The 22,302-nt window shown below is 71.6% G+C and carries 18 protein-coding genes and 1 riboswitch; of the genes, 12 read left to right on the forward strand and 6 right to left on the reverse strand.

The window, feature by feature from the left end:
• Positions 1 to 64: 64 nt before the first annotated feature.
• From SD460_RS35565 to SD460_RS35595, 7 genes are all read left to right on the forward strand, one after another.
• On the forward strand, positions 65 to 1,270 hold the full coding sequence (locus SD460_RS35565) for a cupin domain-containing protein (RefSeq protein ID WP_318307347.1): 1,206 nt from the start codon (positions 65 to 67) through the stop codon (positions 1,268 to 1,270).
• Positions 1,267 to 1,446, forward strand: a complete 180-nt coding sequence (locus tag SD460_RS35570; protein WP_290058759.1) for a hypothetical protein — start codon at positions 1,267 to 1,269, stop codon at positions 1,444 to 1,446. The genes SD460_RS35565 and SD460_RS35570 overlap by 4 nt, the downstream gene beginning before the upstream one ends.
• 83 nt (positions 1,447 to 1,529) lie before the next feature.
• Positions 1,530 to 4,367, forward strand: a complete 2,838-nt coding sequence (locus SD460_RS35575) for a tetratricopeptide repeat protein (protein WP_290058761.1) — start codon at positions 1,530 to 1,532, stop codon at positions 4,365 to 4,367.
• 61 nt (positions 4,368 to 4,428) lie between these two features.
• Positions 4,429 to 5,259: an enoyl-CoA hydratase-related protein gene (locus SD460_RS35580; RefSeq protein ID WP_290058762.1), complete on the forward strand. Its 831-nt coding sequence runs from the start codon at positions 4,429 to 4,431 to the stop codon at positions 5,257 to 5,259.
• Positions 5,256 to 5,855, forward strand: coding sequence for an acetoacetate decarboxylase family protein (locus SD460_RS35585; RefSeq protein WP_290058763.1), 600 nt, complete (start codon positions 5,256 to 5,258; stop codon positions 5,853 to 5,855). The genes SD460_RS35580 and SD460_RS35585 overlap by 4 nt, the downstream gene beginning before the upstream one ends.
• Positions 5,856 to 6,124: 269 nt before the next feature.
• Positions 6,125 to 9,031: a ribonucleoside-diphosphate reductase subunit alpha gene (locus SD460_RS35590; protein WP_318307348.1), complete on the forward strand. Its 2,907-nt coding sequence runs from the start codon at positions 6,125 to 6,127 to the stop codon at positions 9,029 to 9,031.
• An 80-nt stretch (positions 9,032 to 9,111) separates the two neighbouring features.
• Positions 9,112 to 10,185 carry a ribonucleotide-diphosphate reductase subunit beta gene (locus SD460_RS35595; protein ID WP_290061795.1) on the forward strand — a complete coding sequence of 358 codons (1,074 nt, stop codon included), beginning with the start codon at positions 9,112 to 9,114 and terminating at the stop codon, positions 10,183 to 10,185.
• 48 nt (positions 10,186 to 10,233) lie between these two features.
• Here SD460_RS35595 and SD460_RS35600 read toward each other — a convergent pair whose 3' ends face one another.
• Positions 10,234 to 10,593 carry a DUF2255 family protein gene (locus SD460_RS35600; protein ID WP_290061797.1) on the reverse strand — a complete coding sequence of 120 codons (360 nt, stop codon included), beginning with the start codon at positions 10,591 to 10,593 and terminating at the stop codon, positions 10,234 to 10,236.
• A 66-nt stretch (positions 10,594 to 10,659) separates the two neighbouring features.
• Positions 10,660 to 10,856, forward strand: a riboswitch (cobalamin riboswitch).
• A gap of 98 nt (positions 10,857 to 10,954) precedes the next feature.
• On the opposite strand from SD460_RS35600, the gene metE reads away from it, so the two are divergent.
• The gene (gene metE, locus SD460_RS35605) at positions 10,955 to 13,195 is read left to right on the forward strand and encodes a 5-methyltetrahydropteroyltriglutamate--homocysteine S-methyltransferase (protein ID WP_318307349.1); all 2,241 of its coding nucleotides are present in this window, start codon (positions 10,955 to 10,957) and stop codon (positions 13,193 to 13,195) included.
• A gap of 124 nt (positions 13,196 to 13,319) precedes the next feature.
• Here the strand turns inward: metE and SD460_RS35610 are convergent, their stop codons facing one another.
• The gene (locus tag SD460_RS35610) at positions 13,320 to 13,724 is read right to left on the reverse strand and encodes a pyridoxamine 5'-phosphate oxidase family protein (protein WP_290061799.1); all 405 of its coding nucleotides are present in this window, start codon (positions 13,722 to 13,724) and stop codon (positions 13,320 to 13,322) included.
• Positions 13,725 to 13,798: 74 nt separating this feature from the next.
• Between SD460_RS35610 and SD460_RS35615 the strand changes: the two genes are divergently transcribed.
• The 4 genes from SD460_RS35615 (at position 13,799) to SD460_RS35630 (ending at position 18,941) form a co-directional block, all read left to right on the forward strand.
• Positions 13,799 to 14,770, forward strand: a complete 972-nt coding sequence (locus SD460_RS35615; RefSeq protein WP_318307350.1) for an AraC family transcriptional regulator — start codon at positions 13,799 to 13,801, stop codon at positions 14,768 to 14,770.
• Between the two features lie 17 nt (positions 14,771 to 14,787).
• The gene (locus SD460_RS35620) at positions 14,788 to 16,248 is read left to right on the forward strand and encodes a cytochrome P450 (RefSeq protein WP_290061801.1); all 1,461 of its coding nucleotides are present in this window, start codon (positions 14,788 to 14,790) and stop codon (positions 16,246 to 16,248) included.
• Between the two features lie 237 nt (positions 16,249 to 16,485).
• On the forward strand, positions 16,486 to 18,303 hold the full coding sequence (locus tag SD460_RS35625) for a putative bifunctional diguanylate cyclase/phosphodiesterase (RefSeq protein WP_290061804.1): 1,818 nt from the start codon (positions 16,486 to 16,488) through the stop codon (positions 18,301 to 18,303).
• A 176-nt stretch (positions 18,304 to 18,479) separates the two neighbouring features.
• Positions 18,480 to 18,941, forward strand: a complete 462-nt coding sequence (locus SD460_RS35630; RefSeq protein WP_290061802.1) for a peroxiredoxin — start codon at positions 18,480 to 18,482, stop codon at positions 18,939 to 18,941.
• 7 nt (positions 18,942 to 18,948) lie between these two features.
• Here SD460_RS35630 and SD460_RS35635 read toward each other — a convergent pair whose 3' ends face one another.
• The 4 genes from SD460_RS35635 to SD460_RS35650 all read right to left on the reverse strand — a co-directional run bounded on the left by SD460_RS35635 (position 18,949) and on the right by SD460_RS35650 (position 22,266).
• Entirely contained in the window at positions 18,949 to 19,146 is a 198-nt protein-coding gene (locus tag SD460_RS35635) for a hypothetical protein (RefSeq protein ID WP_318307351.1), read from the reverse strand.
• Positions 19,143 to 19,673, reverse strand: a complete 531-nt coding sequence (locus SD460_RS35640; RefSeq protein WP_290063168.1) for a GNAT family N-acetyltransferase — start codon at positions 19,671 to 19,673, stop codon at positions 19,143 to 19,145. Before SD460_RS35640 ends, SD460_RS35635 begins: the two co-directional genes overlap by 4 nt.
• Before the next feature lie 41 nt (positions 19,674 to 19,714).
• Positions 19,715 to 20,917, reverse strand: coding sequence for an LCP family protein (locus SD460_RS35645; protein WP_318307352.1), 1,203 nt, complete (start codon positions 20,915 to 20,917; stop codon positions 19,715 to 19,717).
• 95 nt (positions 20,918 to 21,012) lie between these two features.
• On the reverse strand, positions 21,013 to 22,266 hold the full coding sequence (locus tag SD460_RS35650) for an SAM-dependent methyltransferase (RefSeq protein WP_290052747.1): 1,254 nt from the start codon (positions 22,264 to 22,266) through the stop codon (positions 21,013 to 21,015).
• Positions 22,267 to 22,302 lie beyond the last annotated feature (36 nt).

The raw sequence follows: 22,302 nt of genomic DNA on the forward strand, positions 1-22,302 counted from the left end.
GTTTCTTGCCCGGACCGCGTATGCTGGGGAGACGCCGGAAACGACCACAGGATCCGTGGGAGACATGACGCCTCCTCGCACGCTGGCCGACCTGATCACCCCGACCCCCGTGAGTCGGTTCCTGGGCGATTCCCACGGCCGCGAACACGCCTTGTTCCGCGGCGGGGCCGCCGCCTTCGACCCGGTGCTCCCCTGGTCCGCGCTCAACGACCTGCTCGAGCGGAACCGGCTCGTCCCGCCGCGGCTGCGCCTCGTGCGCGGCGGCGCCGACGTCGATCCCGCCGCCTACGTCGACGAAGTCCCGTTGCGGGACGGCGGGCACGCGCGGCGGCTGATCACCGGCGCGTTGCTCGGCCAGCTCCGCGAGGGCGCGACGCTGGTCGTCGACGCCGTCGAAGAACTGCACGGCCCGGTCGGCGCGCTCGCCGCCGCGCTGGAGCGCGACCTGCGCGAACAGGTCCAGGTCAACCTCTACGCCAGCTGGGGCACCTCGCACGGGTTCGACGTCCACTGGGACAACCACGACGTCCTCGCGCTCCAGGTCGCCGGCCGCAAGAACTGGCGCCTCTACGGCCCCACCAGGCCGTTCCCGCTCTACCGGGACGTCGAGGCGCCACCGCCACCCGAAGGTGACCCGGTCGCGGAGTACCTGCTCGAAGCGGGCGACGTGCTGTACCTGCCGCGCGGCCACTGGCACGACGTCGCCGCGCTCGGCACCCCGTCGCTGCACCTGACCTTCGGGTTCGCGCCCGCCACCGGGATCGACCTCGCCGAGTGGCTGGTCGACCGGCTGCGCGCCGACGAGCGGTTCCGGCGGGACCTGCCGCGCTTCGCCGCGCCGGAGCGGCGCAAGGAACTCGCCGAGACCCTGTACGCGGCCATCGGCGAGTACTTCGACGCCGAAGCCGTCGACCGCTTCCTGCTCGAACACGACGGGAACGCCCGGCTGGCCCCGGGGATCCGCCTGCCGTGGGGCGCGACACCCGAAGCGCTGCCGCCGGGCGACGACGCCGTCGCGCGGCTGCTGACCACGCGCGCGGCGGTCCGGCGCCGCCCGGACGGCACCGTGGTCCTCTTCGCCGCCGGGCACCAGTGGGTCTTCGCCGGCGCCGCCGAACCGGTGCTCACCGCGCTGGCCGAGGGCGCGGGCCGGACGATCGCGGACCTGGCCGCGCTGCCCGGGTCCACAGTGGACGCGGCCACCGTCCGCGCGCTGCTGGCCGAACTGACGTCGGCCGGCCTAATTGTCGTCGAGGAGGCGCCGTCATGACCCCCACACCACCGGCCCGCGGCCTGCTTTTGCGTGTCGAACCCCTACCCGGCGCACGGAAGCAGCACGCGCCGGAGAACGACGGCACCGACCGGCACGGGGCGGGGCACGGTCCCGGCCTGGCGGACTGGCTGCGCGGCTGGTCCGCGACCCGCACCACGCCCGGGGCACCATGAGCAGGCCGCTCGCCGAAGCCCTGGCCACCCAGATCGCCTCCCGGTAGGCGACCGGCGGGACGCCCGTCGCGAGCTGGACCGGGTTGCTGCGCCACGGCGTCCGGACGTGCGAGACGGTCGTGCCCGGGCTGCCCGCCGGCTGGGCGGACCGGCTGCACGCCCAGATCGACAGCGGCGACCTGGTCGAACTGCTGTCCGCCGCGGAGAACATCGCGACCCGGCTCGGCGCGCCCGGCGGCGGTGAGTACGCCCGCTGGCTGCGCAAAACCGTCGGCGCGCTGCGCGTCCACGACCACGCGGTCATCCGGGCGCTGGCCGCCCTCGGCGTCCCGCTGGCCACCACCAACTACGACGGGCTCATCGAGGACGTCACCGGCCTGCCGCCGGTGACCTGGCGCGACGGCGCGCGGGTCGAGCGGGTGCTCCGCGGGGACGAACCGGGTGTGCTGCACCTGCACGGCCACTGGCGGGATCCCGCGTCGGTCGTGCTCGGCGTCCGCTCGTACGAAGCCGTCCTCGGCGCCGACCACGCGCAGACGATCCAGCGCGCGCTCGCCACGCTGCGGACCATGGTGTTCGTCGGGTTCGGCGCGGGTCTGGGCGACCCCAACTTCGGCGCGCTGCTCGACTGGATCAGCCGCGTGCTCACCGGTTCGGAGTACCGGCACTACCGGCTTTGCCTGGCCCGGGAGGTGCCCGCGCTGACCGGGACCGCGATCACGCCGTTGCCCTACGGCGAGGACCGGGCCGAGCTGGCGGGCTTCCTGCTCGGCCTGCCCGCCGCGAAAGCGGACGCGGCCCCGGGCCCGGCGGGCCGGCTGCCGCCCCGCCCCCGCTGCTTCGGCCGGGACGCGCTGGTCGAAGCGCTCGTCACCGCCGTGCTCGCGGACCCGGTGCGGCCGATCCCGGTCCTCGGGCCGCCCGGGATCGGCAAGAGCACGGTCTCGGCGGCCGCGTTGCACGACCCCGCGGTGGTCGCCCGTTTCGGCGCCCGCCGCTGGTTCGTCCGGTGCGCCACCACCCGCGGCGGCGCCGAGCTGCACCCGGAAATCCTCGCCGCGATGGGGTTGTCACCCGGCGCAGACCCCCGGGCGCAGGTGCTCGCCGCGCTGGCGGCCGCCCCCGCGGCGCTGGTGCTCGACAACGGGGAGACGCCGTGGGAAGCCGACCGCGAGGGCACGGAGGCCGCGCTCGCCGAGCTGGCCGGGGTGCCCGGGCTCGCCCTCGTGCTGACCGCGCGCGGCAGGCAGCGGCCGCCGGGCGTCCCCTGGTGCGACGCCGTCGAAGTGCCACCGCTGAAGCTGGCCGACGCGCGTGAGCTCTTCCTTTCCGTGGCGGGCCGCCGGTTCGCGGCCGACCCGGTCCTCGAACCACTGCTCGTCGCGCAGGACGGCCTGCCGCTGACCGTCGAGCTGCTGGCGTACCGGGCCGAAGGCGAACCGGACCTCGCGGGCCTGTGGCGCCGCTGGCGGGCGAAGCGGCATTCCTTGATCACCAGCGGTAGCCTCGGCTTCCGCGCCGGGCCGGAGGTGTCCTTCGAAGTGTCGATCAACGGACCACGTATGACGGGCACCGCGCGCCGGCTGCTCGGCCTGCTTTCCGTGCTGCCGGACGGCATCGCGCACGCGGACCTCGACGTGCTCGTGCCCGAGGACCCCGAAGCGGCGTCGACGCTGCGCAAGGCGGGGCTCGCGTTCGACGAAGCCGACCGGCTGCACGTGCTGCGCCCGATCCGCGACCACGTCGAGACGACCCACCCGATCCCCGCCGAAGACCTGGACCTGCTGGTCCGGCACTGGTCCGGGCTGGCCGTCCGGTGGGCGGCGCGGATCGACCGGGCCGGCGGGGCCGAAGCCGTCACGCGGCTCACCGCGGAGTACGGCAACGTCGACGCGATGCTCGAGCGCGGGCTCGCGGCCGAAGACCCGGTCCCGGCCCTCGACGCGGCCATCGCGCTGGCCAAGTACCTCGCCGCGACCGGGCTCGGCTCGGCCCGGATCCTGCACACCGCCCGGGAAGCCGCGAACCGCGCCGGCGATCTCCGCCGCGAGGCGAAACTGCTGGTGGCGCTCGGGGACCTCGCGTACTCGCGGACCGACCAGGCCGACGTCACCGAGCTCTACCGGCAGGCGGAGGAGCTGTACCGGCGGATCGGCGACCGCGGCGGCGAGGGCGACTGCGGCCGTCGTCTCGGCGACGCGGCGCTCGTCCACGACGACTACGCGACCGCCGACGCGCACTACCGGCGCGCGCGGGCGCTGTACACCGAAGCCGGCGACCTCCACGGGCAGGCCGACTGCGTCAAGTCGCTGGGCGACCTCGCGCTCAGCCGCGACGAGTACGCCGAAGCCATCGCGCACTACGAGGAAGCCCGGCCGGTCTACGAGCGGATCGGGGAACTGCTGGGGCAGGCCAACTGCACCCGGCGGCTCGGCAACGTCGCGCGCAAGCTGGGCGAGCACGCCCAGGCGGGCCGCCGCTTCGCCCAGGCACTGGCGTTGTTCGAGGAGATCGGCGACGTGCTGGGCCAGGCGAACTGCACCAAGGGCCTCGGCGACGTCGCGCTGGCCGGCGGCGACCCGGCCGCGGCCGCGGACGGCTACCAGCGCGCCAACACCCTGTACCAGCAGCTGGGGAACACCCTCGGCGAGGCGAACAGCGTCAAGTTCCTGGGCGACGCCGCGCTGGCCGGCGGCGACCGCGCGGCCGCCGTCGAGTGCTACCAGCGGGCGCTGCCGCTCTACGAACGGATCCCGCAGCCCTACAGCGCCGGCACGACGTACCAGCGGCTGGCCCGGCTCAGCGACGGCGCGGACCGCACCCGCTACGTCCGCGCGGCCCGCGAGGTGTGGCTCAAGATCGGGCGGGCCGACATGGCCCGCAAGCTCGACGAGGAGTTCGGCGAGCCGGTGGTGTCCTGAGGCGGGCGCTCACGCTATTGACATCTTGCCAGTAACGGCGGGCCGCACTACGTTCGTCGCCATGGCCGAGATCACCTACGCCGTCGCGGACCGGATCGCCACGGTGACGCTGAACCGCCCCGAGGCGCGCAACGGCTACACGATCCGGATGGCCGACGAGCTCAGCGAGGCGATGGACCGCGCCGACCGCGACGAAGACGTCCGCGTCGTCGTGCTGACCGGCGCGGGCAAGGACTTCTGCGTGGGGGCCGACCTCTCGCAGGGCGGCTTCGACTTCGACCCGTCGACCGGCCCGGACGCGGCGTGGCAGGAGCCCGCCGGCCGGTGCTCGAAGCGGATCTTCACGATGAACAAGCCGGTGATCGCGGCCCTGCACGGCGCGGCGGTCGGCGGCGGGATCACGATCACTCTGTCGTGCGACTACCGGCTCGCCTCGGAGGACTCGCGCTTCGGTTTCGTGTTCACGCGCCGCGGGATCTACCCCGAAGGCGCGTCGGCGTGGTTCCTCCCCCGGCTGGTCGGGATGGGAACGGCGCTGGACTGGATGATCAGCGGCCGCGTCTTCCCCGCGGCGGAGGCGCTGGAGAAGGGCCTCGTGCACCAGGTCTTCCCGGTGGGGACGGTGCTCGACGCGGCGTACAAGCTCGCCCGCGAGATCGTCGCGAACACCGCGCCGGTGTCGGTCGCGGTGACCCGCCAGCTGCTCTACCGAATGGCGAGCGCGGAATCGCCGTTCCCGGTGCACGAACTCGACTCCCGCCTGATCGGCGGCCTGGGCTCGAACCCGGACGCCGTCGAGGGCGTCCTGTCGTTCCTGCAGAAGCGGCCGCCGTCGTGGGGCCTGCGCGTGGACCAGGACCTCCCCTCCTACCTCCCTTGGGTGACCGAATGAGCCTCTACCCGCCGCAGCCCTGGCACCTGACCGCCGACGCGAGGGTCTCGGTCTGGCGCGTGCCGGTCTCGGACCTGCCCGCGGTTCCCGCCGAGCCCCTGGTGATCGCCGGGCACGCATCGGTGTTCACGGCGTGGATCGACTACACCCCGCCGGGGCAGCTGGCCTACCACGAGCTCCTGGCCGCGGTGTCGATCAAGGCGCGCCGGGTGTCCTGCTCGATCACGGAGATCTGGGTCGACAGCGAGGCGTCCCTGGCGGGCGGCCGCGAGCTGTGGGCCATCCCGAAGGACCTGGCGACCCTGGACTTCACCGGCGGCCCCACCTTCACGGCGACCGCGGCCACTTCCGACGACTGGATCGCGACGGCGGCGTTCAAGCGCCGCCCGGGCCTGCCGGTGCGGGTCCCGACGTCGTTCGAGGTGGTCCAGTCGCGCGACGGCCTGCTGCGGACGCCGGTCGGCGCGAAGATCCGCCCGCGCCCGGCGTCGGCGGACTGGAGCTTCAACCCGGACGGCCCCCTGGGCTACCTCGCCGGGCGGCGGCCGGTGGCGAGCCTGGAGCTGCCTTCTTCGACGTTGCGCTTCGGCGCCTGAACGGCTGCGGAAGGTACCCGCGAAACCCCGCGATCGCGCGGTGAAGTACTTCTCTGGGTGATCACACAATCCCGTCAGAGTGAACTCGCGACACGCCATCTGGGGGCCCGTGCGGGCAGGCACCCCTACATGTAGTCTCTGGGAACCGGCAGGCCCCAGCGACGGGGAGACCGCTGCGCAAGACCTGCCAAGCAGCCTGGAGAAACACCTGCGCACGGCCTCGTGAGGCCGTGCGGCGATCGAACGCGCCCGAAAAGTTGGAGACACGCATGTCAGTCGAAACCGGTCAGCGGCCCTCCGCCGCGGACACACCCACCGCGATCCGGGTCATCCGGCGGGACGGCAGCGTGTCGCCGTTCGACGCCGGGAAGATCTCGGTCGCGTTGACCAAGGCGTTCCTCGCGGTCGAGGGTGGCGACGCCGCCGCGTCCTCCCGCGTGCACCACGTCGTCGCGGAGCTGACCCAGCAGGTCGAGGCCACCCTGCTGCGCCACGCCGGCCCCGAAACCGCCCTGCACATCGAGCAGATCCAGGACATCGTCGAGCTCGCGCTGATGCGCGGCGAGCACCACAAGGTCGCTCGCGCCTACGTCCTCTACCGCGAGGAGCGCAGCAAGGCCCGCGAGGCCGCCAAGCCCGCCGCCACCGAGGTCGCGCTGAACGTCAAGGGCGCCGACGGCGTCCTGCGCCCGCTCGACTGGGCCCGCGTGTCCCACGTCGTGGGAGAAGCCGTCGCCGGTCTCGAAGACGTCTCCGCGGAGCCGGTGCTGGCCGAGGCCAAGCGCAACCTCTACGACGGCATCAGCGCCGACGAGCTGGCGCTGGCCCAGGTCCTGGCCGCCCGCGTGCTGGTCGAGCAGGAGCCGAACTACTCCTACGTCTCCGCCCGCCTGCTGCTGGACAAGCTGCGCGGCGAGGCGCTGAGCTACCTGGCGAAGAAGCCGCGCCAGGCCAGCCAGGACGAGATGACCACCGAGTACGCGCCGTACTTCCGTGCCTACCTGCGCCGCGCGGTCGAGCTGGAGCTGGTCGACGCCGAGCTGCTGCGCTTCGACCTCGACAAGATCACCGCCGCGATCCGGCCGGAGCGCGACCTCGACTTCGGGTTCCTCGGTCTGCAGACGCTGTACGACCGGTACTTCCAGCACCACGACGGCACCCGCTTCGAGCTGCCGCAGGCGTTCTTCATGCGCGTCGCGATGGGTCTCGCCATCCGCGAGAGTGACAAGGAAGCCCGTGCGATCGAGTTCTACGAGTTGCTCTCGAGCTTCCACTTCATGGCGTCCACGCCGACGCTGTTCAACTCGGGCACCACGCGCCCGCAGCTGTCGTCCTGCTTCCTGACCACTGTGGACGACGACCTGGACTCGATCTTCCAGGCGTACAAGAACAACGCGCTGCTGGCGAAGTACTCGGGCGGCCTCGGCAACGACTGGACCCCGGTCCGCGGCCTCGGCGCGCACATCAAGGGCACCAACGGCCAGTCGCAGGGCGTCGTGCCGTTCCTCAAGATCGCCAACGACACCGCCGTCGCGGTCAACCAGGGCGGCAAGCGCAAGGGCGCGGCGTGCGCGTACCTCGAGACGTGGCACGTGGACATCGAGGAATTCCTCGACCTGCGCAAGAACACCGGTGACGACCGTCGCCGCACCCACGACATGAACACCGCCAACTGGGTGCCGGACGAGTTCCTCCGCCGCGTCGAGGCGAACGCCGAGTGGACGCTGTTCTCGCCGAACGAGACCCCGGACCTGCACGACCTGTACGGCAACGAGTTCGCCGCCCGCTACCGCGAGTACGAGGCGAAGGCCGAGCGCGGCGAGATCAAGGTGTTCCGCAAGATCCGCGCGGTCGAGCTGTGGCGCCGCATGCTGACCATGCTGTTCGAGACCGGCCACCCGTGGATCACGTTCAAGGACCCGTGCAACCTGCGCTCGCCGCAGCAGCACGTCGGCGTCGTGCACTCGTCCAACCTGTGCACCGAGATCACGCTGAACACCAACAGCGAAGAGGTCGCGGTCTGCAACCTCGGTTCGGTGAACCTGCTCAAGCACGTCACCCCGTCCGGTTTGGACACCGCCCGGCTCGAGAAGACCGTGCGCACCGCCGTCCGCATGCTGGACAACGTGATCGACATCAACTTCTACACGATCCCGGAGGCGCGCCGCTCCAACCTGCGCCACCGCCCGGTCGGCCTGGGCATCATGGGCTTCCAGGACGCGCTGTTCGAGATCGGCGTCCCCTTCGCCTCCGAAGAGGCCGTGAAGTTCGCCGACGTCTCGATGGAGCACCTCTCCTACTACGCGATCTCGGCGTCGACCGACCTCGCCGAGGAGCGCGGTCAGTACCAGTCGTTCGAGGGATCGCTGTGGAGCAAGGGCATCCTGCCGATCGACTCGCTGCAGCTGCTCATCGACGCGCGCCAGGGTGACGCCCTCGACGTCGACACCTCGTCCACTTTGGACTGGGCGCCGCTGCGCGAGCGCGTGAAGACCGTCGGCATGCGCAACTCCAACGTGATGGCGATCGCGCCGACCGCGACGATCTCCAACATCTCCGGCGTCGGGCAGTCGATCGAGCCGCTGTTCCAGAACCTGTTCGTCAAGTCGAACATGTCCGGCGACTTCACCGTCGTCAACCCGCACCTGGTCCGCTCGCTCAAGCAGCGCGGGCTGTGGGACGAGGTCATGGTGAGCGACCTGAAGTACTTCGACGGTTCGCTGGGTCAGATCGACCGCGTGCCGGACGACCTGAAGGCGCTGTACGCCACGGCGTTCGAGATCGAGTCGAAGTGGATCGTCGACGCCGGTTCGGTGCGCCAGAAGTGGATCGACCAGGCGCAGTCGCTGAACCTGTACATCGCGGCGCCGAGCGGGCGCAAGCTCGACCAGCTGTACCGCTACGCGTGGCACAAGGGCCTCAAGACCACGTACTACCTGCGGGCCCAGTCCGCGACGCACGTGGAGAAGAGCACCCTGCGCGGCACCGACGGCAAGCTGAACGCCGTCTCGGCCACCCCGGCCCCGGCCACCCCCGCCCCGGCCCCCGCCGCGGCCGTCCCGGCCCCCGCGCCGACGCCCGCCCCGGCGCCGAAGCCCGAGCCCGACGTCGACTTCGTCGCGACCGAAGGCGCCGCCTGCCGCATCGACGACCCCGACTGCGAAGCCTGCCAGTAAGCCCGCCGCCGGTCGTGAGTGTTTAGTCGGGTTAGAACCCGACTAAACACTCACGACCCCGCCAGCCTGAAGTGAGCGATATGACCAACTTGGAGACCGCCGGCGCGACCGGCCTCGGGGAGATCGAGGTCGGCGCCGCCCGGATCAACGTCGACGACAAGCGCATGATCAACGCGCGCGCCGACGTCAACCAGCTGCTGCCGATGAAGTACACCTGGGCCTGGGAGAAGTACCTGGCCGGCTGCAACAACCACTGGATGCCGACCGAGGTCGCCATGCAGGCCGACATCGCGCTGTGGAAGTCGAAGGACGGCCTCACCGAGGACGAGCGGCAGATGCTCAAGCGCAACCTCGGCTTCTTCGCGACCGCGGAGTCGTTGGTGGCCAACAACATCGTGCTCGCGGTGTACCGCCAGATCACCAACCCCGAGTGCCGCCAGTACCTGCTGCGCCAGGCGTTCGAGGAAGCCGTGCACACGCACACCTTCCAGTACATCTGCGAAAGCCTCGGCCTGGTCGAGGGCGAGCTGTTCAACATGTACCGCGAGGTCCCGTCCATTTCGGACAAGGACGCGTGGGCGCTGAAGTACACGCAGCACCTGGAGGACCCGGACTTCGAGACCGGCACGCCGGAAGCCGACACGGCGTTCCTGCGTGACCTCGTGGCGTTCTACGTGATCTTCGAGGGCATGTGGTTCTACACCGGCTTCGCGCAGATCCTGTCGCTGGGCCGCCGCAACAAGATGGTCGGCATCGCCGAGCAGTACCAGTACATCCTGCGCGACGAGTCGATCCACCTGAACTTCGGCATCGACTGCATCAACCAGATCAAGATCGAGAACCCGCACCTGTGGACCCCCGAGTTCCAGGAGGAGGTGCGCGGGATGCTGAAGGAGGCTTGCGAGCTCGAGGTCAACTACGCCCGCGACACCATGCCGCGCGGCATGCTCGGCCTGTCGGCGCAGCTGTGCGAGCAGTACATGCACTTCATCACCGACCGCCGCGCGCAGCAGATCGGGCTCGCCCCGATCTTCGGTGAGACCGAGAACCCGTTCCCGTGGATGTCCGAGGCGATGGACCTGAAGAAGGAGAAGAACTTCTTCGAGACCCGCGTCATCGAGTACCAGTCGGGCGGCGCTCTCGACTGGGACTGAGTCCTCACGCGAAAGCCCGGCCACGCCTTGGTGCGTGGCCGGGCTTTTTCACGCCCGGGGATCGATCCGGATCGTCGCGGCCCCGGCCTGCGGACTCGCGACGAGGGCCTCGGCCGCCGGGCCGTACTTGCCGGCGAAGGCGGCGTCGACCCCGGCGGGCGGGTCGAACCCGGCGGTCGTGAGCACGACCTCGCGGGTGCCGCCGCCCACCTCGATCCGGCCGCGGCCGTGGTCCCGCGCCGCCACGTACCAGCGCGAGCCGACGCCGCGGTAGGCGCGGACGTAGAGCTCGCCGCCGACCACCGCCATGCCGATCTCCACGCCGGGCCCGCCGCCGTCCCCGGCGGTCAGGACGAGGGACGGGTGCTCGGCGAACAGGGCGAGGTCTTCGTGGGTCCAGGCGGTCACGTCCCCAGTGTGCCGGGTCCGCGCCCGGTACCGCCCGCCCGGCCGATGTCCTAGACTCGGCCACGCCACTGGTTCCCCGGTGCGGGTTTCCGACGTCCCGGGGAGGCAACAGGGAACCCGGTGCGAATCCGGGACTGCCCCGCAGCGGTGAGTGGGAACGAAAGCCGTCAAAGAGCACTGAGCGCGAGCTTGGGAAGCGACGGCCGGTAGGCGCGAGCGGTTCGCCCACGAGTCCGAAGACCTGCCCGTGGTGCGGACGCCGACGGCGTGCGCGAGTCCGGGCCTCGCGGGATGGGCACGACCGAAACGCTCGCCTTCGCGCGCGTCCGGACTCTTCGGACTAGCTCGCGAGGAGAGAGCTGTGACCATCGGCACCACTGTGCTCGGCTACCCCCGGATCGGCCCGGACCGGGAGCTCAAACGCGCCCTCGAGCGCTACTGGGCGGGCAAGATCGACGAGGCCGCGTTGCGCGCCGTCGGCCTCGGCCTGCGGGAACGGACCTGGCGCGAGCTGCGGGACGCCGGGCTGGACTCGATCCCGTCCAACACGTTCTCGCACTACGACCACGTGCTCGACACCGCCGAGCTGTTCGGCGTGCTGCCCGCCCGGCCGGGTCTTTCGCCGCTCGACACCTATTTCGCCGCGGCGCGGGGTGTCCAGGACGCGCCCGCGCTGGAAATGACGAAGTGGTTCGACACGAACTACCACTACCTCGTCCCCGAACTGGGCCCGGACACCGAGTTCACGCTCGCCGGGACCAAGCCCCTCGACGAGTACCGGGAAGCTCGCGCCCTCGGGATCGAGACGCGGCCGGTGCTCGTCGGCCCGGTGACGTTCCTGGTGCTGAGCAAGGGCACCGGCGGATTCGCCCCGCTGGACCTGCTCGACGCGCTGCTCCCCCGCTACGCCGACCTGCTGGCGCAGCTGCACGACGAGGGCGTGGAGTGGGTGCAGCTCGACGAACCGGCGTTCGCCGGCGACCGCACCGAAGCCGAACTGAACGCGCTGATCCGCGCCTACCACTGGCTGGGGAAGGCGGCGGCCCGGCCGAAGCTGCTGGTGGCCGGGTACTTCGGCGGGCTGGGCCGCGGGCTCGGCGCGCTGGCCCGCGCGCCCATCGACGCGCTCGCCGTCGACCTGGTCAGCGACGAGTCCTTTGTGGACGCCGTGGCGGCCGAACCGGCGTTGCGGGACAAGGAGGTCGTGGCCGGCGTCGTCGACGGGCGCAACGTCTGGCGGACCGACCCGCACCGGGCGCTGAGCAAGGCCGCGACGCTGCTGGGCGTCGCGAAGGCCGTGAGCGTCTCGACGTCGTGCTCGCTGCTGCACGTGCCCTACGACGTCTCGCGCGAGGACCTGCACCCGCGGTTGAAGAGCTGGCTCGCCTTCGCGCGGCAGAAGGTCGACGAGGTCGTGCTGCTCGGCCGCGCGCTGCGGGGCGAGTCCCCGGACCTGGCGGCGGCGCGGGCGGCGGTCGCGGACCGGGCGTCGGCGGCCGAATTGGCCGATTCGCAGGTACGTGCCCGGCTGGCCGCGCTCGAGGCGGCTCCGCGGGCGCCGTACGAGCAGCGTGCCGCCGCGCAGCAGGCCGCGCTCGGACTGCCGCCGTTGCCGACCACGACGATCGGCTCGTTCCCGCAGACCGCCGACGTGCGGCGGGCGCGGGCGGCGCACCGGGCGGGGACGCTCGACGACGCCGGGTACGACGCCGCGATGCGCCTCGAGGTGGCGCGGGTCGTGCGGCTGCAGGAGGAGCTGGGGCTGGACGTGCTGGTGCACGGCGAGCCGGAGCGCAACGACATGGTGCAGTACTTCGCCGAGCAGCTGAGCGGGTTCGCCGCGACCGCGCACGGCTGGGTGCAGTCCTACGGCTCCCGCTGCGTCCGCCCGCCGATCCTCTACGGCGACGTCTCGCGGCCGGCGCCGATGACCGTTTCGTGGGCCCGGTACGCGCAGAGCCTGACGCGCAAGCCGGTCAAGGGGATGCTCACCGGCCCGGTGACGATCCTGGCGTGGTCGTTCGTCCGCGACGACCAGTCACTGACCGACACCGCCCGGCAGGTGGCGCTGGCGATCCGCGACGAGGTCCGCGACCTGGAGGCCGCGGGCATCCGCATCGTCCAGGTCGACGAGCCGGCGTTGCGGGAACTGCTGCCGCTGCGGCGTTCCGCGCACGAGGCGTACTTCGAGTGGGCGGTCTCGGCGTTCCGGCTCGCGACGTCGGGCATCGCGGACGCGACCCAGATCCACACGCACATGTGCTACTCGGAGTTCGGCGAGGTCCTGCCGGCGATCGACGCGCTGGACGCGGACGTCACGTCGATTGAAGCGGCGCGCTCGAAGATGGAGGTGCTGGCGGACCTCGACGCGGCGGGCTTCGGCCGCGGCGTCGGGCCGGGGGTGTACGACATCCATTCGCCGCGGGTGCCGCCGGCCGGCGAGGTGGCCGCGGCGCTGCGGACGGCGGTGGGCGCGGTGCCGGCTTCGCGGGTGTGGGTGAACCCGGACTGCGGGCTGAAGACGCGGGGCTACGCGGAGGTGGAGCCGGCCCTGCGCAACCTGGTGGCCGCGGCGGCCGAGGTGCGCGCCGAGCTGACCTGACGGCTGCGCTGGGCTGCGCCCCGCGGTCTCCACTTTACCGGCGGGGTACGACAGTTCCGGCGTCAAAAGCCGTGAAGGCCTCCTTACCGGCGCTTAGGGCCGGTAAGGAGGCCTTCACGGCTTTTCAGTACGCGTAGCGGCGCACCTGGTCCGGGTGGAGGACCAGGCGGAGCTGGTCCACGGCCAGCAGTTCCTTCAGGTCGGCGGCGCGGGACGGGTCGTCGAGGTTCCAGTAGCGGGCCGCCAGGCGCTCGGCCAAGTCATGGGCGCCGTCCGGTTCGAAGGAAACGCTGCCCGCGACCGAAATCCACCGTTCGCGCTCGCCGACCGGGGCCGCCACGATGATCGACGCGCGGGGGTCTCGGCGGAGGCGGCGGACCTTCGGCGCGTCCGGTTCGGAGAACAGCTGCAGCGTGCCCGTCGCGGTCGCCTCGAACCACACCGGGCGCGGTGGCCCGCCCGCCACCGTCAGGAAGCCGTGCAGCGGGCGGCGGAGGAACTCGAGGTCCGAAGGGGTCAGTGTGTCCATGACCCCGATTCAACCCGCCCGGCCCGGACGATCCCATGGGTGAAAAGCCGGAACGCCTGTGCGATCGTCTGAGGATGGACATCCTGGGCGACCTCTTCCGCGGCGTGCGCGCGCACGGCTCGCTCTTCGGCAGCTCCGCCCTGTCGCCGCCCTGGTCACTGAACTTCGTCGACGGGGCCCCGCTCACCCTCTGCACCGTCCTCGACGGCGCCGGCTGGATCGTGCCGGACGAAGGTCCGCCCGAGCCGCTGCGGGCCTACGACACCGTCGTCGTGCGCGGGCCCGGCACCTTCCGCTTCGTCGACGAGCTCGGCAACGACGCCGAACCCGTCGACTGCGGTGAGTTCTGCGCCGCGCCGGAACTGGGCGGGACGCGGCACCGGCGCGGCTGGTACGAACCCGGGGTAGGCGCCGTGACGCTGATCGTCGGCGCCTACCCGGTCGGCGGGGAGATCAGCCGTCCGCTGCTGGACGCGCTGCCCGTCGTGCTGCGCGTGGACGGCGGCGGCACCGGGGACGCCGTCCTGGACCACCTCGCCGCCGAAGTCGCCGCCGACACGCCGGGCCAGCAGGTCGTCCTCGACCGGCTGCTCGACTGGATGCTCGTCTGCACACTGCGCGAGTGGTTCGACCGGCCCGGCGGCGAGCCGCCGGCGTGGTGGACCGCCCAGCGCGACCCGGTGGTCGGCCACGCGCTGCGGCTGCTGCACGACGAGCCCGCGGCGCCCTGGACGGTCGGCGCGCTGGCCGGGCGCGCCGGCGTTTCGCGTTCGACGCTCGCCAAGCGCTTCGCCGACCTCATGGGTGAACCGCCGCTGACCTACCTCACCCGCCGCCGCATGACGCTCGCCGCCGACCTCCTCCTCGACGGCGCCAGCGTGGCGACGGTCGCGCGTGAAGTCGGGTACGCCGACCCCTTCGCGTTCAGCGCCGCCTTCAAACGGGTCCGCGGCGTCAACCCGAGCGGGTTCCGGAAGCGACCACCCGAAAGGACGGCAACCCAGGTGTTGTCAGACCGTCAACAAGGGTGCATCGTGGAGGCCTAGCCGATCTCAGTGGGGAGATGGTCACCTTGACGGGCACCGTGAGCCGAGCCGCCGAAGCACTGCGCGAACGCGTGCCGCCGTTGACGGCGCTCCCCCTCCCCCGCGGGGTCGACGAGCGCTGGCTGCGGTCGCGCTGGCCGGTCAAGGAACTCGCCACGCCGCCCGCGGGCAGCGGCCTCAAGCCCGTGCTCGGCGACGAAGGCCCGCCGGTGGTCGGGCACATGCTCGAGATGATGCGCTTCGGCCCCGCCTTCGGCCTGCGCCGCCACGAGCTCTACGGCCCGGTGTCGTGGACCGCCGGTTTCGGGCGCAAGATCGTCGCGCTGTCCGGGCCGGAAGCCACGCAGATCGCGCTCGTCAACAAGGACAAGGCGTTCTCCCAGGAGGGCTGGAAGTTCTTCATCGAGAAGTTCTTCGAGCGCGGCCTGATGCTGATGGACTTCGGCGAGCACCACCTGCACCGCCGGATCATGCAGGAAGCCTTCACCCGCCAGCGCTTGACCGGCTACGTCAACGAGATGGGCCCCGCGCTGCGCGAAGGCGTCGCGAGCTGGGAGTCGAGCGGGCGGCCGCGGCTTTACTGGGCGCTCAAGCAGCTGACCCTCGACGTCGCGACGCGCGTGTTCATGGGCATGCGCAGCGGCTCCGACGCGCACCGGATCAACCGCGCGTTCGTCGACTCCGTGCGCGCCGGCACCGCGTTCGTGCGCTTCCCGGTGCCGGGCGGGCGCTGGTCGGCCGGTCTGCACGGGCGCCGCGTCCTGGAGCGCTACTTCGGCGAAAACCTGCCCGCCAAGCGGGCTTCCGACGGCGACGACCTGTTCTCCGCGCTCTGCCACGCCACCACCGAGGACGGCGACCGGTTCACCGACACCGACATCGTCAACCACATGATCTTCCTGATGATGGCCGCGCACGACACGACGACCATCACCAGCAGCGCCATGGCGTACTACCTGGCCAAGCACCCCGAGTGGCAGGAACGCGCCCGCGCGGAGTCGCTGGCGCTGGGCGACGACGTCCTCGACATCGACGCCGTCGACCGGCTCGAGACGCTCGACCTGGTCATGAAGGAGGCGCTCCGGCTGGTCGCGCCGGTGCCGACGCTGACCCGCCAGACCGTCAAGGACACCGAGGTGCTCGGGCACTACATCCCGGCGAACACGCTGGTCGGCGTCTCGCCCACGATCAACCACTTCACGCCGGAGTGCTGGACGAACCCCTTCGAGTTCGACCCGGAGCGCTTCGCCGAGCCGCGCCGCGAGGACAAGTCGCACCGGATGGCGTGGATGCCCTTCGGCGGCGGCGCGCACAAGTGCATCGGCCTCCACTTCGGCGGTCTCGAGGTGAAGTTGCTGATGCACGAAATGCTGCGCGCCTACCGCTGGTCGGTTCCGGAGAGTTACACCGCGAAGTGGGATTACGTCTCGCTGCCGGTCCCGGCCGACGGTCTGCCGGTGCGGCTGACCCCGCGCTGACGCGGGCACCGGCTACCACGGCACACAGGCCGTGACAAGATGTCACCTCATGTGGACAGTCGTTCACTCGTTCAGCCGGTAGACACCCCGTTACTCGCATGATGGCGTGGCATCGGTCGCGGGCGAGGGGTACCCGTTGTGGCTTCCGGACCCCCGGCACCGCGGCTGAACTGGCCTGACCTGTGCGTGAAGAGGTGGAGTGTGCCTGAGCCCGGTGCCGCGCCAGGACTGCTGGACGTGGCTCGCCGGTGGGCGGCGACGTTGGCCGACACCAAAGGAGTAACACTTCCCCCGGAGGAGCTCGAACCGCTCTTGCTGGAGGTCGCGAACGAGGCGGCCGACCACGCCGGCTCCCGGCACGAAGGAGCGCGGCTGCGGTTCTCCGCGCTCTACGCCGCGTCGCCGATGGGGATCGCGCTGGCCGACCCGGACGGCGAAATCGTCGAGGCGAACCTCGCGCTGGGCCAGCTGCTCGGCTGCTCGCCGGAGAAGCTGCGGGGCCGGCACCTCACCGACCTCGGCTCGACCGACCACGACGTCTCGCGGCTCAAGGCGGGGCTCGAGCAGGTGCGCAGCGCGCGCGAGCGGTACCAGGAGCGGATGCTGCTCGACCACGCCGACGACGGGCAGCTCTGGACCGACGTCACGCTCGCCCGGCTGCCCGGCGACGAGCCGGGGTCGGCCTACCCGGTGCTGATGGTGTCGGACGCGAACGAGCTGCACCTGCTGCAGGAACGGCTGCTGCACCAGAACGTGCACGATCCGCTGACCGGGCTGCCGAACGCGTCGTCGTTCACCACCAAGCTGGAAGCCGCGCTCGGCGCCGGCGCGCACGACGACATCGCGCTGATCTACCTCGACGTCGACGGCTTCAAGGTGATCAACGACGGCCTCGGCGCCGGCGTCGGCGACCAGGTGCTGCGCGGGGTGGCCGCCAAGCTGTCGGCCGTCTTCACCGGCCCCCACGACGGGTTCGTCGCGCGGCTCTCCGGCGACGGCTTCGCGGTGCTGCTGCGGGGCCGGCTCGCGGCCACCGAGGTCGTCGAGCTGGTCGAGCGCGCGCTGGAGGACCTCAACGAGCCGATCTACCTCGGCGGGCACGGCATCGGCGTCAGCGCGAGCGCGGGCATCGTGGTGCGCGCGGCCGTCGAGGGCGGCGCGGCCGAGCTGCTGCGGGCGGCGGAAATCGCGCTGCACCGGGCCAAGGAGGCCGGCAAGGCGCAGTGGATGCTGTTCGACCCGGAGCTCGACGCCCGCGACCGCGGCCGCTACCAGCTCGGCGCGGTGATCGCCGGCGCGCTGGAGAACGGCGAGTTCTCACTCGTCTACCAGCCGACGGTCCGGCTCGCCCGCACGGACGAGCTCGCCGCGGTCAACGCCGGGCTGCGGTGGAACCACCCGGAGAAGGGCGAGCTGAGCTCCGACGAGTTCTACCCGCTGGCCCAGACGACGGGCATGACGGTGCCGCTGGGCCGCTGGCTGCTCGCCGAGTCCCTGGCGGCGACGTCCCGCTGGCGCACCCGCTTCGGCGACGCGGCCCCGGACGTCTGCGTCCGCCTCCCGGCGCGGCTGGCCATCGACCCGGACCTGGTCCTGCTGGTGAAGGAGCAGCTGGACAAGCACGAGCTGCCGGCGAAGTCCCTGCGCCTGTGCACCGACCCCGCCTCGGTCCTCGACCCGAGCGGCGAGGTCCTGGAGTCGTTCGCGGTGCTGTCCGACCTCGGCGCGCAGCTCGTCCTGACGATTTCGGGCTCGGCGGACCTGGAGCTGATCCCCCAGCACCAGCTCCCGATCCGCCACGTGATCCTGTCCGGCCCGGTGGTCGACGCGCTCGACGCGGCAGAGCCGGCGGAGGCGGACATCCGGCACCTGACCCAGCTGATCACCCGCGCCCGCGAGCTGGACCTGCGGGTGGGCGCGGAAGGCGTCCGCACCCACGACCAGGCGGCCCGCCTGCGTCAGCTGGGCGTCCTGGCGGCCCGCGGCCCGTTCGTCGCGGACTCGGCGACGGGTGACGAAGTGGACGAGCTGATCGCCCGCCACCCCGCCCCCTGACCAAAGCGCCCCAATGTGGCGTTGGGTGCGTCCAACGCACCGAACGCCACATTGGGTGCGTCTGACGCACCGAACGCCACATTGGGGCGCACGGGCCGGCGCCGGACCAAGCCGGTCGGCGGGTGGCTCCGAAGGACCGGCAGGATGGGTTCTGCCGCCGACGAGAAGGGACGTCCATGGACGCCGGAGACCTCGCCCCCGACTTCACGCTGCCCGACGACCAGGGGGCCGACCGCACGCTGTCGGACTTCCTGGCCACCGGGCCGGTCGTGCTGTTCTTCTACCCCGCCGCCATGACCGGGGGCTGCACCGCCGAGAGCTGCCACTTCCGCGACCTCGCCGCCGAGTTCGCCGAGGTCGGCGCGCACCGGATCGGGATCAGCCCGGACGGTGTCACCAAGCAGCGGCAGTTCTCGGAGGCCAACAGCTTCGACTACCCGCTGCTGTCCGATGTGGACGGCGAGGTCGCGAAGCAGTTCGGCGTCTGGCGGAAACTGCTGCCGCTGCACGCCAAGCGCGTCACGTTCGTGATCGGCGAGGACCGGAAGGTGCTCGAGAAGATCAAGAGCGAGCTGAACTTCACGGTCCACGCCGACCAGGCGCTCAAGGTGCTGCGGGAGCGCAACAAGGTGTCCTGAGAGCGGGTCAGCGGCGCCAGCCGCGCGGAGGCCAGCCCGGCGGCCGGCGCACCCCGGCCGCCGGCCACCCCCGCGGCCGGTCGCGCCGGCGCCGCCCGTACTCGTGGACGTCGGCGCGATGCCCGCGCCGCTCGGCCCGGCTCGCGACCTCGCGCCGCACGCACAGCCACCGGTGCCCGGTGTCGGTCACACATCCCCAGTTCACGGCTTCTCCTTGCGCCAGACGTGGTTGGTGCCCGAGCACGACGGCGCCAGCGGCTTCTCCGCCGGCTCGGAGCGCACCTCGGTGAAACCGAGCCGCGCGGGCACCGCTCCACTTCGGACGTTCAGCTCGTCGTGCTTGATCTCGACGTAGCCGGCCCCGAGCCGGAACGCCTCCGCCGTCAGGAACCCGGCGGCCCGGGTGATCAGGCCGCGGCCGGTGTGGCCGAGCGCGAGCCAGTACCCGATTTCGATGCCGCCGTCCCGGGTCATCATCCCGATGGCGCCCGCGATTTCGCCGCCGACGCGGATGGCGAAGTCGTGCGTTTCGCCGCTCTCCCAGTTCTCGTTGGTGCGCTTGAGGAACTCGGCGGAGTCGTCGGCCGTGTAGCCGCCGGCCGCCCAGATCATCCACGCACCGATGTGCTCGAGGGACCCGGCAACGGTCGCGGTGAGCTCCGGCCCGTCGGCGAACCGCCAGCGGGCCAGGGTGAATTCGTCCACGCGATACGACTCGGCCGGGGTCTCCATGGGTTCCATGGTGCCCCGGCCGAGGATCGAGCGCGCGCGAATTAATTGACGATGACGCTGTCCGGCACCGCGCTGTCGTTCTTCAGAGCGTCGAACAGCTGCTTCGACTTGTTCTTGTCCCAGTTCTCCGCCGACCCGCTCGTCACCGGCACCGTCGTCGTCACCACGCCGCCCGAGGAGATGCCGCGCATCGCGAGCGCCAGGCCCGCCAGGTTGTGGACGTGGTCGCTCGAGTCCATCGTCAGCGCGTCCGGGGCCGAGGACAGCAGCGGGAAGAAGTCGAACGGGTTGAGCAGCGTGCCCGGGCTCGCGATCTGGCTGACCAGCGCGCCGATGAACTTGCGCTGGTTGGCGACGCGGTCGAGGTCCGAGCGCGGGGTCGCGTCGCTGTGGCGCATGCGGACGAAGCCCAGCGCGGACCGGCCGTCGAGCGACTGGCAGCCGGCCTTGATGCTGATGCCGGTCATCGTGTCGTTCATGTCCTTGTCGATGCACATGTCGACGCCGCCGATCGCGTCGACGATCTTGGCGAACCCGCCGAAGCCGACTTCCGCGTAGTGGTCGAGGTGCAGGCCGGTCGCGCCTTCGACGGTCTGCGCGAGCAGCTTCGGGCCGCCGAGGGAGAACGCCGCGTTGATCTTGTTCGTGCCGTGGCCCGGGATCTTCACCTGGGAGTCGCGCGGCAGCGACAGCAGCGTCGGCTTGGTGTCGTTGTCCGGGATGTGCGCGACCATGATCGTGTCGGTGCGCTGCCCGCCACCCGCCGCGGCGACGTCGCCGGTGGCCAGCCGCTCCTCGTCCTCGGCCGTGAGGCCTTCACGGCTGTCCGAGCCGACGATCAGCCAGTTGGTGCCGGACTCGGCGACCGGGCGGCCCGCGTAGTCGGCGAGCGCGTCGACGCGCTTGATCGAGAACTCCAGGTAGACCCAGATGCCGGCCAGGAAGACGACGAAGACCAGCACCAGCGTGCCCAGCACCTTGCCGAAGCTCCACCGGCGGCGGCGCGGCGGCCGGGACGGCGGGTAGTCGTCGGCCGGGCGCGGCGGCTCCCGGCGCGGCGGCGGGGGCGGCGCGTACTGGGGCTCGGGCTCGCCCATGGGGCGGGTGCGCTCGTCGTACGGGCTGCGGCCCCGCCCGGGCAGCGGCATCATCTGCGCGCGCTGGTGCTCCCGGGAGCGCCCGGCGGGCGGCCGGGGCGGCGGCATCCGGCGCCCGCCGTCGTCGCCTCGGTACGTCATCACCATCACCCAATCCCGATCCGGACAAACTTTCGCCGTCAGTACACCGCACGCGTCCGACTAGAGGACGTCCGGCACCGGGGTGGGGTTGCGACGCGGGGTTACTCGCCGGTTGCCTCGTAGCCGAACTGGTGCACCTTGAGGTACCCGGAGCGGAACCCGGCCTCGGAATAGGCCAGGTAGAACTCCCACATCCGGCGGAAGACGTCGTCGAACCCGAACCCGGCGATGTCGGCCCAGCCGTGCAGGAACCGCTCGCGCCACAACCGTAACGTGCGCGCGTAGTCCTGGCCGAACTCGCGCATTCCGGCCAGCTTGAGCCGGGTGTTCGCCTTCACGCCCTCCTCGATCGAGCGCACCGACGGGATGATGCCGCCCGGGAAGATGTACTTGTGGATCCAGGTGTAGGCGCGCGACGAAGCCAGCATCCGGTCGTGGTCCATGGTGATGGCCTGCAGGCCGAACCGCCCGCCGGGGCGCAGCCGCTCGCCGATCGTCTCGTAGAACGCGGGCCAGTAGGACGCGCCGACGGCCTCGATCATCTCGACGCTGACCACGGCGTCGTACTGGCCGCTCGACTCGCGGTAGTCGCAGAGCTTCACCTCGACGCGGTCGGAGAACCCGGCCGCCGCGATGCGCTCGGTGGCCAGCGCGCGCTGCTCCTCCGAAATGGTCAGTGACGTCACCCGGGCGCCGCGGGCGGCGGCGCGGATGGCGAGTTCACCCCATCCGGTACCGATTTCGAGGACTTCGCTGCCGTCGCGGACGCCCGCGTAGTCGAGGACGCTGTCGATCTTGCGGTACTGGGCGGCCGTGAGGTCGTCGCCGGGGCCGAACAGCGCCGACGAGTACATCATCGACCGGTCGAGGAACGCCCCGAACAGGTCGTTCGACAGGTCGTAGTGCCGGTGGATGTTGGCCCGCGCGCCTTCGAGGGTGTTCTCCTCGGAGGGCGGCTGCGTGCGCTCGGCGATCCGCCGGAACTTCTGCAGCACCGGTGGCACCAGCGTGCCCATCCGCTCGGCGAACGGCGTAAGCACCTCGGCCAGGTCGGACGCGGTCCAGTCACCGGCCATGTAGGACTCGCCGAAGCCGATCTTGGCGTCGGCGCCGAGGCGGTGGAAGAAGGATTCCGGCCGCAAAATCCGCATTTCGGGTGATTTCGGGCCGCCGGCCCCGAGGACCGTGCCGTCCGGGAACGTCACCCGCACGTCGAGCGGGCGGACGGCGCGGCGGAACAGCGCGGCGGCGATGCGCGCGCGAAACGGTGAGTGCGGCGGGCTGGCCAGGCCCGGCCAGCGGTCTTCTTCCGGCACGTCCCCGGTCGACGCCCGGTCAACGCTCGAAGTGGTCACGATGCTCCCTCCGGCCGGCTGCGCCGGTGATCTATC

It is taken from the genome of Amycolatopsis solani, assembly GCF_033441515.1.
GTDB classification, from domain to species: domain Bacteria; phylum Actinomycetota; class Actinomycetes; order Mycobacteriales; family Pseudonocardiaceae; genus Amycolatopsis; species Amycolatopsis solani.

Coding starts and splice junctions, on each gene's coding strand:
- SD460_RS35645 (WP_318307352.1), bottom strand. CDS start 20,917: ATGGTGATGACGTACCGAGGCGACGACGGCGGGCGCCGGATGCCGCCG.
- SD460_RS35620 (WP_290061801.1), top strand. CDS start 14,788: ATGGTCACCTTGACGGGCACCGTGAGCCGAGCCGCCGAAGCACTGCGC.
- SD460_RS35630 (WP_290061802.1), top strand. CDS start 18,480: ATGGACGCCGGAGACCTCGCCCCCGACTTCACGCTGCCCGACGACCAG.
- SD460_RS35595 (WP_290061795.1), top strand. CDS start 9,112: ATGACCAACTTGGAGACCGCCGGCGCGACCGGCCTCGGGGAGATCGAG.
- SD460_RS35610 (WP_290061799.1), bottom strand. CDS start 13,724: ATGGACACACTGACCCCTTCGGACCTCGAGTTCCTCCGCCGCCCGCTG.
- SD460_RS35585 (WP_290058763.1), top strand. CDS start 5,256: ATGAGCCTCTACCCGCCGCAGCCCTGGCACCTGACCGCCGACGCGAGG.
- SD460_RS35615 (WP_318307350.1), top strand. CDS start 13,799: ATGGACATCCTGGGCGACCTCTTCCGCGGCGTGCGCGCGCACGGCTCG.
- SD460_RS35570 (WP_290058759.1), top strand. CDS start 1,267: ATGACCCCCACACCACCGGCCCGCGGCCTGCTTTTGCGTGTCGAACCC.
- SD460_RS35580 (WP_290058762.1), top strand. CDS start 4,429: ATGGCCGAGATCACCTACGCCGTCGCGGACCGGATCGCCACGGTGACG.
- SD460_RS35565 (WP_318307347.1), top strand. CDS start 65: ATGACGCCTCCTCGCACGCTGGCCGACCTGATCACCCCGACCCCCGTG.
- SD460_RS35640 (WP_290063168.1), bottom strand. CDS start 19,673: ATGGAGACCCCGGCCGAGTCGTATCGCGTGGACGAATTCACCCTGGCC.
- SD460_RS35590 (WP_318307348.1), top strand. CDS start 6,125: ATGTCAGTCGAAACCGGTCAGCGGCCCTCCGCCGCGGACACACCCACC.